Raw genomic sequence first — 18,898 nt, forward strand, 5'->3', positions numbered from 1 at the left:
TCGTGATGCGCTGGATCACTCAGAAACCGATGGCCACACAGTTTCTCTTCTGGTTTTTGATCGTCGGCACGGTCCCGTACTTGATCGGATCGTGGCTGCTCTTTCAATCCGGAGAAACCTACCTGAAGCAGCAAGCCACGCAAACATTATTGACAGTGCGCGATGCGAAGGCAAATGCCTTGAACAGTTATTTAGAGGAGCGGTTTCGTGATATAGAAGTCTTGTCCCAAATGCCTCTGCTCACCACTGCTGTGGAAGAATTGGCACGTGTCCTCATGCAAGCGAATCCCTCTTCGATGACGTATCAAAAACGGGAGACGCTCCATCGCGAGTACTTGCAGCACTATCAAGAGCTGGAAGGCTATCAAGATGTGATCCTCATCGCACCGGACGGCCGGATCGTCTTTTCCGCGAGTCAGCCGACGCTCGTCAACGCCAACGTCCAACAGTCTCAAGAGCATTTCAATCAACTCCATAAAGTGTTCGTTCAAGCCAAAACGCTGTTAAGTACGGAACTTTCAGATTTTCTGTATGACCCCAAGACAAACTATCCGGTGGCGTTCCTTGCCGCTCCGATCTTTAACGATGGGGCGATTTGCGGCGTCCTGGTCCTGCAAATTGACCACCATCGCTTGTATAAACTGGCTCAAGACTATACAGGGCTCGGGGATTCTGGCGAGACGATCATTGCTTCGAAGCACGGCAATGATTTGGTTTTCCTGACCCCGAGTCGATACGACCCGTCGGCTGAGTTTCGGCAGACTGTACCGATGGATGATTCCTCGGCGTATCCGGTGATCCAGGCCGTTCTTGGTGGAAAAGGCGTGGGAATTATGAAGGATTACCGCGGTCAGGAAGTTCTTGCCGCCTGGAGATATCTGCCGGTCCCTCGATGGGGGCTGGCCGTCAAAATTGACACGCAAGAAGCTTTTGCGCCGATCGTCCAGCTCCAGCAAGCCGCGATGGCTTTAGGGGGTATCTTGCTCATCGTGCTGATCGCGTTGTCGCTGTCCATTTCCAAGTCTCTTTCGGACCCAGTGATTAATCTCGTACGGGGCGCTAAGCGGTTCCGGCTTCGTGAATTCTCGGTGCCTGTCGAAGAAACTGGCTCTGAGGAAATCATCCATCTGGCCCAGGCTCTGAATCAAATGGCTGAAAATTTAAAAGAATCGTATCAGGCGTTGGAGCAGAAGGTTGTTGAGGGCTTGGCGGCCAATGAAAAGCTGGCTCAAGAGGTTGTTGAGCGGGAGCAGGCGCAACAACGTTTGATGGCGCAGAATGCCATTACGGCAATTTTGGCGGAATCATCAAATTTGCGGGAAGCGACGCCCAAGTTTCTTCGCGCCGTGTGTATACAGTTCGGTTGGGTGTTTGGAGCCCTCTGGCGTGTCGATGAAACTTCGACTCAACTCAGTTGCGTCGAGATTTGGTGTTACTCGGTGGCCACCCTTCAAGGGTTTGGAGAAAAAACACGGACGATGACGTTTTCCAAGGGCATGGGCTTGCCGGGGCGCGTGTGGGAGTCAGGACAGCCGGTCTGGGTTTCGGATGTCGTCGAAGATCCTAATTTCCCTCGTGCCGAAGAAGCCCAAAAAGAGGGGCTGCATGGCGCGTTTGCTTTTCCGGTATGGTCGGGCGAAAAAATATTTGGTGTGATGGAGTTTTATAGCCATCAACGGAATGAACCGGATAAAAGGCTCCTTGAGTTGATGAGGGCAGTGAGTTCGCAGATTGGCATGTTTACACAACGCAATCAGGCGGAGGAGGAACTAAGCCGCACGGAAGCAAAAGTTCGGCAAATGCAGAAGATGGAGGCCATCGGGACGTTGGCTGGGGGCATTGCTCATGATTTCAACAATATTTTAGCGGCGATTCTTGGGTTTGCCGAATTGGCCTTATTCAGATTAGGTCATAATCCGAAGCTTCAATGGTACTTGGAGGAAGTCATTCGATCAGGCAAGCGCGCGAAGGATTTAATCTCCCAAATATTGACCTATAGCCGTTGGAGCAAGCCGACACGGCAACCGATCGCTCTGGAACCCGTGACCAAGGAAGTGCTCAAACTGGTTCGTGCGACATTGCCCGCGACCATTACGTTGCATGAAGATTTTGAGCCGAATGAGAGCCGTATTTTCGCGGACACGACGGAAGTCCATCAGATTCTCATGAATTTGTGCGTGAATGCTGAATATTCCATGCGGGGCATGCATGGTACGCTGTCTGTTTCACTGCGAGTCACAGACGTGAGTCTGACGTTCGCTCAACTGCATCCTCCACTGTCTCCTGGGCGGCATTTTATGCTGAAAGTCAGCGATACGGGGCCTGGTATTTCTCCTCGCGATCTCCCACGAATTTTTGACCCGTTCTTTACCACGAAAAAGGTTGGAGAGGGCACCGGACTGGGCCTGGCAGTGGTCCATGGGATCGTGGCGAATTATGAAGGGACGATTCTCGTCGAGAGTATTCTTGGCCAAGGGACGAGTTTTACGATCTATTTGCCGACCATGCCAATTACTGTGGCTCCCGACGTTGCTGTCGATATTCCCTCGCGGATAACCGGCCAGGGGCAGATCCTGTTCGTTGACGATGAAGAAGCGATTGCCCTGGTCTGTAAGGAACTGCTTGAACAGCTCGGTTATCAAGTCGTGGCGAAAACGAGCGGCTCTGACGCGCTTGCCGCCTTTCGTGATGATCCCAATTATTTCGATGTGGTGATTACTGATCAGACCATGCCGAGTATGACCGGAGAAGAACTGTCGGAACAGCTTCTGCGATTACGACCCAACCTCCCGATTATTTTGTGCACGGGATTCAGTCATTCGATCGACGCGGACAAGGCCAAAGCGTTGGGCATACGCGGGTTTTTAATTAAACCGCTCCTGAGCCATCAGCTAGCGCAAATGCTGCAGGAAGTCAGGTTTAGCTACCATCCGTAACTCGTTCGACATTCCTCACGCGATCTCGTCGAAACGTTCAGTTGCATATATTGATTGTGACCAGATTCAGCAAAGTTTGTGGGGTGAGAAAGACGACGAGCAACTATTCAAAGAAGCGATATGGGATAAGAGGTCACGACTGAGCGCCGGTTGCTGTGCCGCAAGGATGTTGCGGCGCAAGTGTTCGACTGATTTTGTGCCTACCAGAATGGACGAAATCGCTTCAGAACGAAGCAAAAACTGAATGGCGACGTCAGAGATGCGGCGTCCTTCCTGTTCGCAGAGAGCGTGTAAGCGTTGCAAGTGTTGTGATGCCGGTGAACTCTGTCCTGCCTGATAGCCCGTGTTGATTCTGAGCGCGTCCGTTAACAGTCCTCTGGCGAGTGGCACGCGCGCGAGAATACCCACATCCGGGAATGCGCTCGGAAGCAGTTCAGCCGTTGCCTCCTGTTCGAGAATATTCACCGGCACTTGCAGCGCGGCGAGATGCGGTTTTTTCAAGCAACACAGTCCGTCCTCGATTGAATTGACGGAGATGCCGAAAAACCGGATTTTTCCTTCCTGCCGTGCCTGCTCGAGAAAACGATAGATTTCGTCTCGCTCTAGTATGGCCCGGGGCGGGCTATGCAGTTGATACACGTCGATATAATCCGATCCCAGGCGTCTCAGGCTCTGTTCAAGGGCGTGTTTGAGATACGTCGTCTTGAAATTCTGGCGCTTGTGGGAGAGTTGTTTGAGAGTCGATTTTTTCTTGGTAAGAAATGAACGGAACGGGCCGACAAACGGCAGCAGGTATTGTCCGAACCGGGCCAGTGATGACGGAAGGAAGCCGCCTTTGCTGGCGATGATGACTCGATCCCGTTTCCCGTGAAACGCTTTTCCGAGTATCCGCTCTGAGCTTCCGTAGCCGTATGAATCGGCGGTGTCGAACAGGTTGATGCCCTGGTCGAAGGCATCGTGCAGAAGCTTGACTCCCTCCGTCGTCTGCCCTTCAAACACACTGGTCCCGAGACGGGAACAGCCGAGGCCGATGACGGAGGTCAATAGTCCCGTGTTTCCTAGAGGACGGTATTCCATCTACGACAAGATGTCTGACAAGACTTTTCCATCCATGATGTCGGGTATGGGTTCGCTCAGCACATGGAGAAGGGTGGGCGCGATATCCATGATGTGCGCGTCTTCGAGCTGTTGATTGGTCTTGATGGACCGTCCCGCCGCGAGCATGAATCCGTTGACCATGTGCGCGCCTGAACGTTTATCCGGCAGGATTCCTGAAACCCTTCCGATTTTTTTTGATTCGAGGTGATTGACTGGCGCATTGCCTTTCCATTGAACGATTAAATCCTGCATTTCATCGAGGCGGTCTCCCTGGTATACATCTTTTACTTTGATGACTCCCGCCACCGCTCCTTCGCCTGTGTCGGGATTGACGAGTTCGAGCAGGTCTTGGGTAATGCGAGCACATAAATGGTCGAACTCCCCTCCTGGTTCCACGAGGCCGTGAGGTTCTCTTCCCTTGAGATTGATACGTATGGCCCCGGAATAATCGGACGGTACTTCGAATGCGAGGCTGTCTTTCCAGTTGTTCCCCATCGTCAAGATGCGCCGGGTGACAGAATCCCATACCTTTTCCGGGATGACTCGCTTGATGGTTTCCATGAGCTTGGCGGAGACGAGTGTTTCGATGCTTTTGATCGCGTAGTACGGGCCCCATTTCTGGTGAGGGAGCAGTTGTTTCAGCCCAGCCGATGACGGTCCTTTTGAATAGCCCAGCTTCTCCAATACTTGAGGGAGTAGATGTTGGCCGCTGAAATTGGGCCCCATACCCGTGTTCGAGACGATCATCACGGTCGCCTCAGGGGACATCGTGATGAGCTCGGCAATGCCCCGGTCGATTTCCTGATAAATTTTGAGGATCGAATCTCCGCATTCACGCTCCAGTTCCGGGTCATAATCGGGATGCCGCTTGTCGATGATATGCCAGAAGTAATGACCGATCCAATGGGCTTCGGCATACCCGATGACGTAACAATCCCAGGCTTCCTGAGCGAGGACCTGTTTGGCGATCTGGGTGCGGCGGCGCGTCCCTTCCAGAAGTTTGTCAGAGAACGCTTTCCAGGCGGCGATATCTTTCGGCCGTTCCTGGTACCAGAATTCCAAAGGATGATGTCCGACACGGGAAAAAATATCCTTTAAAAGTTTTTTTGGCCACGAATGTTGTTTGGCGTTCAGCCCCTCGGCTCCCCAACCGACCAACATGACTCCGTTGAGGTCTTCAGTCGCGTAGGTGTCGGGCAAATCAAGGATCGCCACCCGTTTCCCATGACGGCTCAGCTGATTCCAGAACGGCTCGGTCGCTGTTTGTTCGGCGTATTTCTTCCTGATGGTGTACGTGCCAGGCTGGAGCTGGCGATGATAAAACCCCATGCCGTGTTTGGCCGGGTTGGTGCCGGTAATGAGCGATGCCCACGTGGCTCCGCTTGAAATTTCCGTCGTCGATCGTAACCGGCGCCAGATGCCCTTCTGCATCAGGCTTTGAAATGTCGGAAGCTTTCCTTCGTTGGCCCATTGCTCGACCAATGTCGGCTCTGCGGCCTCGAGGCCGATAACGACGACTCGTTGATGTGGTGATCCTCCGTTTCCTTGACTCATTTCGTCTCCTGGTTGTTTTTCGTCATAGGTTCCTTCGGCATAAAAAAGGCGCACCAAAAGCCTCTGGCATGTGAGAGCAGAATCTTCTTATCGCCCTGTCGAACGAGCTTGATCATCAACGCCAGTGCACGAAATGGTAAACACAACCCAATACTCGCCAACTGCAGCCAACTGGCATGTTCTCTGATCAAGTACAAATAATTGCGGGCTTTGGTCTGTTCGTATAGAGGCAGAGGCTTTCGGCCAAGTTTCGTTCCCTTATGATGAATGATGGCGGCCGGGACATACCGCGTGTTGTACCCCAATCGTCTGGCGCGCAAACACAGGTCCACGTCTTCCCACCCGTAGGGGTTGAACGCTTCATTGAATCCCCCTAATTGTTCGAACAGCGAAGCCTTGATGAAAAGACCAAAACATCCGCAGGCCGCCACATAACAAGGCTGATCATACTGTCCGCGATCCTCTTCGCCAGCGCCGATGTCCTCGATGATGCCCGTATACAGATTGACACGGATTCCGATGGAATTGAGGATTGTCGATGGGTGACGAGTGTAGCCCTTTCCGCAGGCGATTCCGGTGGCTGAGTCCGCGAGCGTGGCGTCCACGAAGCGAGAAATCGCATTGGGAGCCAGGGTCGCGTCATCATCGAGAAAGAGAATGTAGTCGGGCTGGAGTATTTCTTGGACAAATCGCCAGCCAGCGTTCCTTCCGCCTGGCGCCCCGATATTGCTGGGCATTCGAATTTTCGGAAGTTCCGGGTAGACGGCTTCAATAGACTCCCAAGATCCGTCCGTCGAGGCGTTGTCGACGACGAATACGTTCGTAAGTGGATAATCCGAGGCCTGTGCGCTGCCGATGGCTTCGAGGACATCGTGCCGTTTATTGAAGTTCAGGATGATAATGGCCACGGTGGGAGAGTGATTCATCGTCGTGATGTTCCTCGTGTAACGGGTAGGAACAGGGTCTTGGCTTCGAGAATCCCACCGGCCAGTCCCAATAGCAAGGTTCTGGCGAAGAGAAGGAATGAAAATGCGATCGTGAGAGCCGGAACAACTCCATAGTATCCCAGGAGGATGAGCAGGGCCCCTTCTCGTACGCCGAATCCGGATACGGAAATAGGAAAAAGAAGCAGGAACCCTAGAATAGAACGAACCCAGCCAAAACTCTCAAGTCGAATATTCATGCCAAGCGATTGTCCGAGGAGATAAAAGAAGAGAATGCCGAGAATCTGCCAGCCGCAGGAGAGTAAAAAAATGTAACCGTGTTCGTGAATGGTCAATTGATGGTACTCGCGCGCGGCCTGAACGAGTTTGAGTATCCCGCGTCTGATGAGCGCCGGGATTGATTGGAGTTTGGGATGAGACGAAATGACATGAAACGTACGCATCGCATAGTGACTGAACAAGAACGCATAGATCGTCAGAAGCCCCATGAAGAGGGCGAGAAAAGCGAGCCCGTAGGACTGCTGAGGAATATTGGCCCGGTCATACGTCCAACAGATCAGTCCCGATAGGGCGAGGGTGAGCATGTTCACCAAACGATTGAGGACGAGGGCGGAGAACGCCTCGGCGCGTTTCTGATTCCTGCTGGAGAGCCTGTGCCAGCGAATGGCCCCGCCGGCGAGGTAGCTAGGCAAAAAGAGATTATAGAATTCGGTCGATAAATTTATCGCGAATATTCTTGGCAGCGAGACCTGCATGTGGTGGTTGTCCGTGAACACTTTCAATTGCCGCGCCGAAACCACGAATGACAGGATGATGATCGGGACAAGCAGCAGCAGCGTGGACAATTCGACTCTTTTGCAGGATTCCCAGACGGAGGAGAGGGGGATATGAGTAAAAATATAGGACAGGATTATGATGGTGACACTGAGTTTGACGAACCAGAGTATGCCCTGTTTCATGATCGTGTGGAATCCTCGAGGTCTTCAACCGGATATGGAGAGATTGGTAAGGCGTTTATTGTTGCTTGAAGAGGAAACTGGTGATCTCCAGAAGATCCGGAGCGAACACAAATACACATGGACGGCACGTGGACATGAGGGAGCATGCTACTGTCTGATGCCGGCAATTTGCTCGTACAGGTCCGAGTATTGCCGTGAGACGGTTCCCCATCCAAAATGCTCTTCGAGCCGTTGTCGCGCCCGGGATCCAAGCTTCGCGCAGAGATCGGGGTCAGCGATCAGACGCGTCAGGGCGTCTTTAAGACTTTGCGAATCACGCGGTTTCGCGAACAGGGCCGCATCTCCCACGACCTCTGCGCAGCCTGTGCCTTCCGTCGTGATGATCGCCATGCCGGCAGCCATCGCCTCCAAGAGGACGATCGGGAAATTTTCCGCTTCTGATGGAAACACAAAAATTCGCGATGTTTCATACAGAACCCGAATTTCTTGAGACTGGTTGTCCAGAAACCCCCAAAATTTGACATCCAGGTTTTTTTCGTTCACCTGGCCTTTTAAGGTTTCTAAGTACGGGCCATCGCCGACGGCATGGACTTCATAGTCCGAGTCGAGATTTTCCAAGGCTTTTAACAGATATTGAACCCCTTTTCTTTCAAACATTCGTGTGACGATGAGGATTCGATTGACTTTCATGTGTCCGGGATTAAACTTATCGACGTTCATGCCGTTGGGAATGATCACGGTCCGGGGGCGTGGCGCGGCCTTGTGAACGAGCGATTCAATGGATTGACTCGGACAGACGATTCGTTCGGCCTTCTGAACGACACGTGTCCAAAGAGGAGCGAAAATTCTATGTTGGTAGTGAAACCGGTCCGGATTGTACCCTGGAACATCGGAGCCATGCGCGGTAATGATATATGGTAATGCCGTGAATTTGTGGATGAGATACGCCAAGATCCCGTCGGGAAAGATAAAATGCGTATGGTTGAGATCATAGTGGTGTTGTTTCATCAGCCGAGCTATCATGGGAATGGCCGCGAAGATGTATGGCAGCATTTCTGGCGTATAGCACATCGACTGTCGAGTGCGAAGACCTGAAATTCGATGCACGTTGATTCCGTCTATGAGCTCATGCTTGGGGAGCCCCTGATACCCCATGGTAATCAAGTCAAGCGTATGCCCTCTTCGGACAAGCGCTTTCCCAAGACCGGCCACAACTTTCGCTCCGCCTCCTCCAAGAGGGGGAAACTCATAACACAATGTCAGGATTCTCATATTGAAGAGCCGCTTGAATCAATCAGATTGAATGGCAAGTAAGCATTCTAGGCATGTGAAAAGCTCGTATACAAGAGGCCCTTATCGGTCGCGTCCCTGATTTAGCTGAGAACTTGCGGGTTTCCAGCGAGAAGGAAGGGGGGCAAGCGGAGGCGGGCAGTCATGATCATCATGCAGGCAGGAAAGGAAGATGTTCTTTGGAGAGGGGAGGAACGCCTATGAAGATGCTTTGCGTCCATCGATATTGGATTTCGTTCGTCATCGGAATACTGAGTGGACTGCCTCTGGCTGTCGTTGAGGGGGGCGAGGGAAAGACTTCTGTGCCTCTCCAGGAAAACCTCGGACCTCATACATACATAGTTACAACTTCTTTGCCCTTGGCGCAACGGTATTTTGATCAGGGATTGATTTTGGCTTACGGGTTCAACCATGCGGAAGCGGAGCGGTCGTTTCGTGCGGCCCACAGTCTCGATCCGAAATGCGCGATGTGCTATTGGGGAGAGGCGTTAGTGCTTGGTCCCAATATCAATGCGCCGATGGGGACATCCGTCATGCCGAGGGCCTATGAAGCTGTACAGAATGCCTTGGCGCTGACTGATCAGGAAAAGACGACAGAGAAAGAACGGGTCCTTATTCACGCTCTTGCGAAGCGATACAGTCAAGAATTCGCCAGTGAGCGCAGACACCTTGATGAGACCTATGCCGCCGCCATGCGAGGGGTCTTTCAGCAGTACCCTGATGATGCCGTGATCGGCGCGCTCTTCGCGGAATCTTTGATGGATTTGCATCCATGGGACTTTTGGACCAAAGATGGAGAGGCCAAGCCATGGACGCCGGAGATTCGTCAGACTCTTGAGCACGTCTTGCAGAACGCTCCCGATCATCCCCTGGCCAATCATTTGTACATTCATACGATGGAAGCTTCGCCGTACCCTGAAGCCGCGCTTCCCAACGCCGAGCGTCTGGCGACCCTGGTGCCGGGCTCCGGTCATCTGGTCCATATGCCGGGACATATATATATTCGAATCGGACAGTACCGTGATGCGGTCCTGGCCAATCAACAGGCCGTCAAAGTCGATCAACGGTATCTCCGTCATTCTCATGCCGAGAGTCTCTACACGGCGGCGTATGTTCCCCACAATTATCATTTTCTGTGGGCTGCGGCCATCAAAACCGGGCAGCGGGCGCTTTCCACGCAGGCTGCCAAGGATACGGCTGCACAGGTTCATCCCGAAGCCATGCGCGATCCGGCCGTCGCGGGCACGTTACAGCATTTTTGGTTGATGCCGCTGTATACGAAAGCCATGTTTGGACAATGGGCAGACATTCGTCATGAACCCGCGCCAGCCGCCGATTTATTGTATCCCACGGGAATTTGGCATTATGCGCGAGGCCTTGCGTTGTTGAGGCAGGGTGAGCTCGCGCAGGCGCGGGAAGAACTCGCGTTGTTGCAAGGATTGGCGCACCATCCTGACGTGACCACGTTGACCATTTTTGATTTGAATGATGTCGAAGACATTTTATCGATCGCCGAACACATCTTGAGCGGCGAGGTTTCTGCGTCAGAAGGGAAGATCGATTCAGCGATCGATCACTTGCAACGTGCCGTTGAGCTGGAAGACGGATTAAACTATACCGAGCCGAAAGATTGGTATCTTCCTCCGAGGCAGGTGCTGGGCGCGATCTACTTGGAGGCTGGAAAGGCCGCCGACGCTGAATCGGTCTACCGGGAGGACTTGAAACATCATCCACAGAATGGATGGTCGTTGTACGGGCTCGTACAAAGTCTTCAGGCGCAGGGTAAAACAGAAGAAGCGCGGGAAACGCACAAGCAGTTCGCGAGAGCTTGGGCGGACGCTGATGTGGAACTCCAGGGCTCGAGAAATTAGCGCCATGTCTAAGTTTTCGTCATTCATCAACCGAAAAGGAGGCCAGACACCGACTCATACCACAGCCTGATTACCTCATACATGAAACCTGCATACGTGCTCTCGGGATTATTGGCCGGTCTTGTCTGTTTCTTCCTTCTCTACGTCGTGATCCTTCCGTATGCCGCGGATTCTCTCCCCTTTCACTCACCGATCTCTCAACTTGGCACGCACAAAGAGTACTCGCGATACGAGGAACCACCAGACCGCCCGCTAAAACTTATCTTTGCTGACGAGCCCTCACGGTTGTACGTTTCTCGTGCCGATGGAGTCATCGAGGAGTGGGATACGCAACATCGAGCTCAGACCAAGGCCTTTGAGACGAATAGTATCTTTTCGTACATTGCATCACGTCATAGTCTGATCACGAAAACTCTTGGCGATAACGTGGAGATCCTTGATCTCACATCCCAAAAAATCACTCCGTTAGCCAGAGATTTCTATATTCACAGCGTGGTGGACCCGACCGGAGCGTTCCTGCTTTTGTCCACCGGTGGGAAGTCCCTGGAGATGTGGTCGCTGGAAAAGAATCAGTTGTCGCAAAGGTGGGAGTCCTACGATGCCGTGAGGAATGGAGTGGCGATCGCATTCGGAGGAGAATATGTGGCCGCGGCTGAAGGCACCTACGATTCGCTCGCCAATTTTCATCATACGACCATTCAGTTATGGGAACGGGGGAACGCGCTTCCCCGGTTTTTATTCAACGGCGAACATGAGCAGGAAGTGCATGGGGTCTGGAGCATTCTCTTTTCTCCGGACTCTTCGCTGCTTGCCGTGGACTCCCAGGTTGACCGGCAAGCCGGTGTCACGGTATGGGAAACCTCGACTGGGAAGCTGGTGTTTACGATTAGGGACTTGAAGGCTTCCTGGGTGCGGGCCCTCGCGTTTTCACCCGATGGCGACCATTTGGCCCTGGGAGATGAGTTGGGGAATCTCATGATTTGGAACCTGGATTTCCAGAAGAAAGTGTGGCAGACCCAAGTCCCAGGACAAGCCATCCATTCTATTGCATTCTCACCGGATGGCCAATCGTTGGCCGCAGGCGTTCAGGATTCGACGGTTCAAATTTGGGGAATCGAACTCCCTTCTATCGTTAGGTAGTCCAGCAAGCATCGAACGAACCGTGGATAAGCTCAGACATTCGTTGAAAGAGAATACGCTCCTCCAGTGTTGTAAAACGCAGAATGTCAGTTTCTGAACGTGGGCATGTCGAGGTGCAACGCCAATGTTCCTACCCTCGGTAACAAGCAGGGGGCACTCTTCTGAGGACATGGCCGTAAAAGTGTCGCTTCTCATCGCGAGAGAAGCAGGTATGAATAAGCCTGGCCTCGCTTCAAACGATATTCGTCGTAGTGATACAGATCATGCCTGGGCTTTATCAACTGCATATAGCAGCCTCGACAGTTTACATGGTCCATGGTTCATCGTTCTCCATTCGGTTGGGATGCTGTACAGATTCAATTGACATTCTTAAAGCCGACGGGCGCGCTCTTTTTTTAGTCGTTCGCTGACGAACTTTTTTGTTAAACCTTCTTTCACTAAGTGGTTCTCAGCATCTTTAAGGCAGAGAACTTTCATCATCTTTTCAGGCCGTATAGATTTCCATGGCCAACACACGGTCATATGCAAATGCTTCGCTTGCTGGGGCTTTCGTCCTCACATATCTCGCGTGGAAATTTTCTTGGATGTGATTTCCTCGTGTGATACAGTCATAACCCTTCCGAGAAGCTCCCCCAAACAGGTTTGGAAACTCAAGGATGAATCTAGGCATGCGGGTTCCTTCGTAACGATAGATGTTTGAAGGATAAGCGATCGTGGCGGATCAGGATGTGCAGGTTGCAACGAATTTCAGCGCTCAGGCTGGGCAATTAGCGAGTCTGATCGCCAGCATCGCGGGCGGCGATGAACAGGCGCTCGGGATCTTGTATGATCGCACCTCATCTTACGTCTATGGTCTGATATTCAGAGTGTTGAACGATCCAGGGGCAGCTGAGGAAGTCACGTTGGATGTGTATATGCAGGTATGGCGTCTGGCGAAGCAATTTGATGAGGTTCGTGGAGGGCCGATTGCGTGGCTTGGGGTGTTGGCGAGGAGCCGAGCGATCGATCGCCTTCGTTCGGGGCAAAAAGAGCGGGAAAAACGTCAGCCCCTTGAGATCGTCGATGAAGTCCCATCGACACTCGCGAGCCCGGAAGAATCGAGCGCGTATAACGAACAATGCCGTGTTGTCCAGTCGGCGTTAGCCTCGTTGGTCCCCGAACAACGGCATGTGATCGAATTGGCCTATTTCGGAGGCCTGACGCACAGTGAAATTGCTGCCGAGATCAGAGTTCCGTTGGGTACCGTTAAAACCCGGGCTCGGTTAGGGATGATGAAACTTCGGAAAATTCTGAGCCCATTAGAAGAAGGCCTTGCCCCATGAGCAATCAAGAACCCAATGATCAGATCCTCGAACAGGCGGCGCTCTATGCGTTAGGCGCTCTTGAAGGTCAAGAGAAGGAAGCGTTTGAAAGGCTCGTGGCGGAGGGATGTGCCGTGTGTAAGGCCGTCAAGGATTTTCAGAATGTGGCCGGGTTGCTTGGCACTTCGGTCGCGCCCCAGGCGCCTCCGGCGTCGCTTCGTGCCAAATTGATGGAGTGCGTTGCGGCAGAGCGACAGTCAGAGTCTGAACCCGGAGAAATGATCGCGGAATCCTCTGAACAATCTAAAGGGGCAGGGTTTACCTTCGTTCGGGCGGAGGATAGTCACTGGCGTGTCATCGGTCCTGGTATTCGTGTGAAGGTGCTATCTTTTGACAGGGCCCAAGGGCGAATGACGGCTCTTGCCCGTATGGACCCTCACAGCGCTTTTCGACCTCACGAGCATCCCGGTCCCGAAGAATTTTATGTCTTGGAGGGCACATGTTTCATCGGAGGACAATGGCTTCAAGTCGGAGATTATCATCGCGCAGATCCGGGCACGTGCCATCATGAAACTTCTACAGAAGAAGGGTGCCTTATGCTGACGATGTTCACGCCCAGTCAGGAAATGCTGCAAACCTTAGCCTAGGTAGACAGTTCTCTCCACCCATTGCTGATTGAACGTGTGAGGGATTCCCTTCACGTTTTTCTTTCATGCCATACTTTCGTCGTCTTTCAGACTTTAGCGGGCAACGCAAAAGGCCTCTCTGTGTATGGCGCAGAGAGGCCTTTTGCTCGTGACTCTTCGAGTTATTTTGAAGGATACTTGGTTGGAGTTTGTAGCCCATCAATCGCGCTTGCTCGTTTCTTTGTCTCTTTGACGATGCAGTCCCATTGGGCTGTCAGAGTTCGCGTTTCATCGGACTTTGCTTTTACAAAGCAATGTGCGATCGCATCGATGAACGGGAATCGATAGGATTTTCCGTTCACGCGCCCATAGCTTTTCTCATCGGAAGAAGATGATGCATACACGTGAAGATTCGGGTGTGTTGCGACAGCTGTTCTGTTCGCTGTGAGATTTTGCGCTGTGGATTCAAAAACACCGCTATAGCACGAATGATTGATGAGCGCGACTGGAATGCAAGATTTATCCATCTTTTTAAAAGTCTCAGCAATCATTTGAGTCAAGAAACCTGAGGAAAAGTTATTGTTCATTCCCTGGCCAGGTTTGCCAGCCTTCTTCACTGTTTTGTCCCTAGGCTTAACTTCGATCGTTTCGCTTTCTTTTGGAATGGGGGTCCAGCTCTTCACGTCTTTGGCTTTCTTAAATTTCAACATGCCATCCTTGTTGGCGTGAGAGTTCACGATGATCAAAACTTCAGCGCAACAATCATCGATGGTTTTCAACCATGCCTCGAGTTTCGAGCGGAACATGGCGAAGCTCTTGGTCCAGGTCTTGGGGTCGATTTCAAATGTCTTCTTATCTGTGAGAAAATCTTTTGGATCGAGTTCTGTGATGTTGGCAGCGTTGATTCCTAATTTTTTGAGCAGTTTCTTTTCCTCGTTCTTCAATTCGATAAATCGTTTGTCAGTGTCATCAAATGTCAGGATAATGGCATATGTTTTGATCCTCTCTGGCGGACAGTCTTTCAACGTAGATGAAAGGCCAATAATCGCTGGCCCGATTGAATCAATGTCCTCCGTAGTGGAATCCCCTTCATCATTATTTTCTGGAATATCCCCATTTCCGGCATTTTTGTCTTGAAAAGACGTTCCTGCGTTGAACATTCCATAATAGACATGATCATGACTGGCATAATCCAATGGATAGGGTCTGCCATCGGCAAGGACGACCTCAGGTGCAAATTCTCGATTCTCGATGATTTGCATTTCTTCGGAATCGCTATTCATAAGAATCCACCGGGCATCGGATTGACCAAAAAATGCTTGGGGATCATAGGCGAAAAACAGCCACACGTTCTTTTGAGTAACCGTGGCAATGACTTCGCCGGTGATTGAATCATTAATTTGTGCCCCTATTGGCAATGGCCGGAATGGTCCGACTAATGCATATGGGTAGGAATATTTGTCGTTCATGGCCGCTTGGATCAGTTGGACCAGTGCTCGCCGGCGATTAAGTGACGTAGGATCCGATATTTGAATGAGTATCGAACGGGTCGAGTGTGAGGCGGCAGTGAGCCTCGCGCCGTAGAATCCCAAGGGCAGATCATGCGGAAGCGAAAAGTCGGCCACGTTTTGGTCACCCCAAATGCCAGCTCCGATATCTTCATCGTACGTTCCTGAGACTTGCACGGTCTCTCCACTGTCAGCAGAAGTCAAGCTCATCAATACTTCTGGATTTGATATTTCTTTGGTGCCTTTCACGATTATACTGAGAGGTTCACCAGCTTGAAATCCTTCCGGAGCCTTAGGAGCCTTATCATTGAGAGAGAGAACGACAAGCCAATCATCGTCCGTGGCATGTTTTGACAGAGAATCTACAGAAGGGACATAAAATGTACCACTATTGTTTATCTGTTCTGTTTGATTCGCTGAGGTTTGATCTCTCAGTGTTGAATTGAGCAAAGAAAGGGATTGAACGTTTTGAAACTTCATGGTCTGTTGGAGAATCTGGGATTGTTCTGGCGTCTTAAACGTAAATTCAAATTTTGGTTCCTGGCCAGCGACAGAAGCCTTATTCGTCGAATCGTTGATCCCTGTTAAAACTTGATTGCCCGATGAATTCGTCGGAAGCAGTTTTGGAACCATGTAAATATCGGTAACGTTAGCCTTATTGTCGAGGTCTATGAGAGGGGCCTCAAGGTGGTTTGAGGCTTGTCCAGTTTGGAGACTTCCCAGCGTGAGAGCTGCAAAGAACAAAGCAGACCGAAGGAATACAATGTTTTCTCGCTTCATGATGACCTCCTTGTCAGAATCATTACTAGAACATCTTCATTTCAATTGAGTGTCGCTTGCATTACGAGTCTCCTGGAAGTTTTGGATTTCTTTGAGCTGAGATCAGCAATTCCAAGCTCCCTAGGTCCAAAAAACTGACAGAGCATGTTGCTGAATCGTGACTGTAAAGACGATGGGAAGGGGCAAGGGAAGGGGGAGCAAAGAATCGTATTTATTGATAACGGCAAGAAGGCGTGGGCTCAGAAATATTCCACTTGTTCCTTGTCGGGGACGACTATGTAGATTCGTTATAAGGTTCTTTCCAGAAAAACCGATGGGAAGGGAGACGTTTGAGTTGGCTTTTGTGGGAAAGTTGAAATCAAGACGGGTGCGGAAGCTGAGAGGATATTGTATGGGGATTAGATATGTTGTGTGCCAAAGTACTGCTTGGCAAAGTTGAGCCGATCCTCCAGGGTCGTGAGACGTTCAGCCTGCTCTTCAACCATGTGTAGCCGAGGCAAGAGTCCCGCACGATTGGCAATTTGAATGTTTAACCCGGGGCGTGCGTTGAGTTCCAGGATTAACGGTCCCTGAACTTTGTCCAGGACCAGATCAACGCCTTGGTACCCTAGGCCCGTGAGTTCATAGCATTGAGCGGCTTCCCGTAACAAAATGTCCCAATGCGGGATTTGTAAGCCTGTGATGGGTTGTTCGGTATCCGGATGTTCATGAACGATCTCATTCTTCCACACTCCACTCAATGTCTGGCCCGTACTTAAGTCAATGCCTGCCCCGATGGCACCCTGATGGAGGTTCGCCTTCCCATCCGACATTCGCGTCGGCAGACGCACCATAGCCATGACCGGAACTCCTAAAAAGACGATGATGCGAACGTCCGGTATGCCCTGAAAACTAATGCTCTCGAAAATCGGATCAAACTTCACCCGGTATTCAATCAAAGCCTTGTCCTGATGCCCTCCGAGACTATACAGGCCGCTCAAGATGTTTGACACGTGATGATCAAGATCTTCCTGTGTCATGAATTGACCACTGGCTTTCCGGTACCGGTTGCCGCGTCGCCCTGTGATGACGATGATGCCGTCGCCTCCACTGCCTTCCGCTGGTTTGATGACGAAATCCTGGTACGGTTTCAGTAATTCCGACAGACCTCTGACCTGCCGTTCTATTTGGATCACGCCGTACAACTTTGGGACGGCGAGTCCGGCCTCTTCAGCCAAACGTTTAGTCGTGAGTTTGTCATCCACGAGCGGATACAAATGCCGAGGATTGTGCCAGAGGGTATACCCGGCGTTCCGGTGATTTAACCCTAAGACGCCTCGTTCTGTTAAAATTTTCGCCAGCCCAAACATGACGGTTTATCCTCCTGACCTACTGGGCTAAGGCCTTGAAGCGACGTAATTCCAGCAGTCTGAACCCTGTGTATCGTCCCATGAGTAGGGTGCCGGCGAGGAAGAGCAAGAGCAATTCTGGAAACACAAACAACAAGTGTTCCATGTAGGGGATGGTCATGGCGATATACGTGAGCGAGGCAACGGCTAAACTGCCAAGCCCCTGTTGAATCGATTCGAGCGCACCCCGTTCTTCCCAGACGATGCACATGCGCTCGATGGTCATCGTCAGAATGACCATCGGGAAGAGTGCGACGGATAGTCCACGTTCTAACCCGAGCTTGTGGCTGATCACGCTGAGTGCCGCCATGAGAAGGATGACGATGATCAACAGGGAAGCCAGGCGAGGGACCAGCAACAGTTTGAGATGTTCCAAATAAAAACGAACGGCCAATCCTAACGCGACCACCAGTGAAAACAAGACGATGCCCCATACCAATTGCGTTTCGCGAAAGGCAAGCGCCATCAGGATTGGCATGAAGGTTCCAAATGTTTTAATGCCTATCACATTTCGGAGAATGAGCAGTAACAGGGCACCCATTGGAACCATCAACAAAATACGGTAGACGGCCTGTGCTTCAAGGGGTAGGCTGAATAAGGAAAATTCCAATAAATGAGGGGTCGCCAACTGCGTATGGTACATGGCGGCCCGAATGGCTTCTTCCTGGTTCGGAGCAATCGTGATTGTTATGGAAAAATGATCGCCGCCTTCGATTTGTGTCAACGGTTGTGTCCCGTGCCACCAGGTGAAGTAATGGCTGGGTATGTCGGGTCTGCCGGTTTCAGGATCGTGGAACTGCCATTCACCTTTATCGTAAATTTGTAGCCAGTGGATGATGACGGCTTCTCGTTGAAACCCTTTCAGTTGAACCCCATGCACCACACGATTGGGGATGAGTGCGAACGACAGGATGTCGGAGGCCATCTGGAGCTTTTTTTCTTGGGAACGGTCATTTCCCAGCAGCAGTTGAAGATTTGGATCGCCATTGGGGTGTTTGAGTCGTGAGAAAAGTTCGGCGATGAAGGTGGACGTGTCGGCGGACTTTTCTTTGATATCTGCGACAAAGGCTTGAACTGCGGTGAGCTGCGCACCTTCGAAATACGGCGGAAGGACTTGAGGGGATTCATTGTCTGTGTGTGGACTATCCACATCCACGCGACGGACGGTGGCCCGATAATACAGGTGCTGTTTCCCGTTCGCGTTGCGGATTGACCAGGTTGCCCGTCGATTGTCTTCGTCCTTGACGGTCGTTAAGCCGTACCCTTGCGAGATGAAATTTTCATCGACGATGGCATATCGCCGGGTGTTACGTGGCAAGGCCAATGAGACTTTGACGGGTTTGTCTTTGGCGAAGAACGTCAGATGCGCTTCGACGATCCACAGTTCAACTTGCGTTTGAGGGGTTAATGGGAAGTGCAGGACGAAAACTTTGAAGAAAAACAGGCCGAGACCCACGGACACCAAACAGAGAACGAGGATATACAGATGACGCTTGTTCAAGG

At 51.5% G+C, this 18,898-nt stretch carries 14 protein-coding genes; 5 read left to right on the top strand and 9 right to left on the bottom strand.

The genetic code is table 11. The features are described from left to right. Nucleotides 1-5: 5 nt before the first annotated feature. The gene (locus MRJ96_12010; GenBank protein MDR4502165.1) at nt 6-2,936 is read left to right on the top strand and encodes a response regulator; all 2,931 of its coding nucleotides are present in this window, start codon (nt 6-8) and stop codon (nt 2,934-2,936) included. 66 nt (nt 2,937-3,002) lie between these two features. Here the strand turns inward: MRJ96_12010 and MRJ96_12015 are convergent, their stop codons facing one another. The 5 genes from MRJ96_12015 to MRJ96_12035 form a co-directional block, all read right to left on the bottom strand. Beyond that, a complete protein-coding gene (locus MRJ96_12015; protein ID MDR4502166.1) occupies nt 3,003-4,013 on the bottom strand; it encodes an aldo/keto reductase in 1,011 nt (336 codons plus the stop codon). Next, nucleotides 4,014-5,588 carry an alkaline phosphatase family protein gene (locus MRJ96_12020; protein MDR4502167.1) on the bottom strand — a complete coding sequence of 525 codons (1,575 nt, stop codon included), beginning with the start codon at nt 5,586-5,588 and terminating at the stop codon, nt 4,014-4,016. Further along, nucleotides 5,585-6,514: a glycosyltransferase family 2 protein gene (locus MRJ96_12025; GenBank protein MDR4502168.1), complete on the bottom strand. Its 930-nt coding sequence runs from the start codon at nt 6,512-6,514 to the stop codon at nt 5,585-5,587. Before MRJ96_12025 ends, MRJ96_12020 begins: the two co-directional genes overlap by 4 nt. Next, nucleotides 6,511-7,491 (bottom strand): flippase-like domain-containing protein, encoded by a 981-nt coding sequence (locus tag MRJ96_12030; GenBank protein MDR4502169.1) that lies wholly within the window; start codon nt 7,489-7,491, stop codon nt 6,511-6,513. Before MRJ96_12030 ends, MRJ96_12025 begins: the two co-directional genes overlap by 4 nt. A 147-nt stretch (nt 7,492-7,638) precedes the next feature. After that, nucleotides 7,639-8,763 carry a glycosyltransferase family 4 protein gene (locus MRJ96_12035; protein MDR4502170.1) on the bottom strand — a complete coding sequence of 375 codons (1,125 nt, stop codon included), beginning with the start codon at nt 8,761-8,763 and terminating at the stop codon, nt 7,639-7,641. Between the two features lie 218 nt (nt 8,764-8,981). Between MRJ96_12035 and MRJ96_12040 the strand changes: the two genes are divergently transcribed. Next, nucleotides 8,982-10,652 (top strand): hypothetical protein, encoded by a 1,671-nt coding sequence (locus MRJ96_12040; GenBank protein MDR4502171.1) that lies wholly within the window; start codon nt 8,982-8,984, stop codon nt 10,650-10,652. A gap of 81 nt (nt 10,653-10,733) precedes the next feature. Beyond that, nucleotides 10,734-11,792, top strand: coding sequence for a hypothetical protein (locus MRJ96_12045; GenBank protein ID MDR4502172.1), 1,059 nt, complete (start codon nt 10,734-10,736; stop codon nt 11,790-11,792). A gap of 484 nt (nt 11,793-12,276) precedes the next feature. Here the strand turns inward: MRJ96_12045 and MRJ96_12050 are convergent, their stop codons facing one another. Continuing rightward, nucleotides 12,277-12,462 carry a hypothetical protein gene (locus MRJ96_12050; protein MDR4502173.1) on the bottom strand — a complete coding sequence of 62 codons (186 nt, stop codon included), beginning with the start codon at nt 12,460-12,462 and terminating at the stop codon, nt 12,277-12,279. Nucleotides 12,463-12,505: 43 nt separating this feature from the next. On the opposite strand from MRJ96_12050, the gene MRJ96_12055 reads away from it, so the two are divergent. Then, nucleotides 12,506-13,114 (top strand): sigma-70 family RNA polymerase sigma factor, encoded by a 609-nt coding sequence (locus MRJ96_12055; GenBank protein ID MDR4502174.1) that lies wholly within the window; start codon nt 12,506-12,508, stop codon nt 13,112-13,114. Next, nucleotides 13,111-13,740: a cupin domain-containing protein gene (locus tag MRJ96_12060; protein ID MDR4502175.1), complete on the top strand. Its 630-nt coding sequence runs from the start codon at nt 13,111-13,113 to the stop codon at nt 13,738-13,740. Before MRJ96_12055 ends, MRJ96_12060 begins: the two co-directional genes overlap by 4 nt. Nucleotides 13,741-13,901: 161 nt before the next feature. On the opposite strand, the gene MRJ96_12065 is transcribed toward MRJ96_12060, so the two are convergent. The 3 genes from MRJ96_12065 to MRJ96_12075 all read right to left on the bottom strand — a co-directional run bounded on the left by MRJ96_12065 (nt 13,902) and on the right by MRJ96_12075 (nt 18,896). Continuing rightward, nucleotides 13,902-16,007, bottom strand: a complete 2,106-nt coding sequence (locus MRJ96_12065; GenBank protein ID MDR4502176.1) for a hypothetical protein — start codon at nt 16,005-16,007, stop codon at nt 13,902-13,904. Nucleotides 16,008-16,405: 398 nt separating this feature from the next. Continuing rightward, nucleotides 16,406-17,356, bottom strand: a complete 951-nt coding sequence (locus MRJ96_12070; GenBank protein ID MDR4502177.1) for an alpha-L-glutamate ligase-like protein — start codon at nt 17,354-17,356, stop codon at nt 16,406-16,408. A gap of 19 nt (nt 17,357-17,375) precedes the next feature. Next, nucleotides 17,376-18,896 (bottom strand): inactive transglutaminase family protein, encoded by a 1,521-nt coding sequence (locus tag MRJ96_12075; GenBank protein MDR4502178.1) that lies wholly within the window; start codon nt 18,894-18,896, stop codon nt 17,376-17,378. Between the last annotated feature and the right edge of the window lie 2 nt (nt 18,897-18,898).

It is taken from the genome of Nitrospirales bacterium, from assembly GCA_031315865.1.
In the GTDB taxonomy this organism is placed as follows: domain Bacteria; phylum Nitrospirota; class Nitrospiria; order Nitrospirales; family UBA8639; genus JAGQKC01.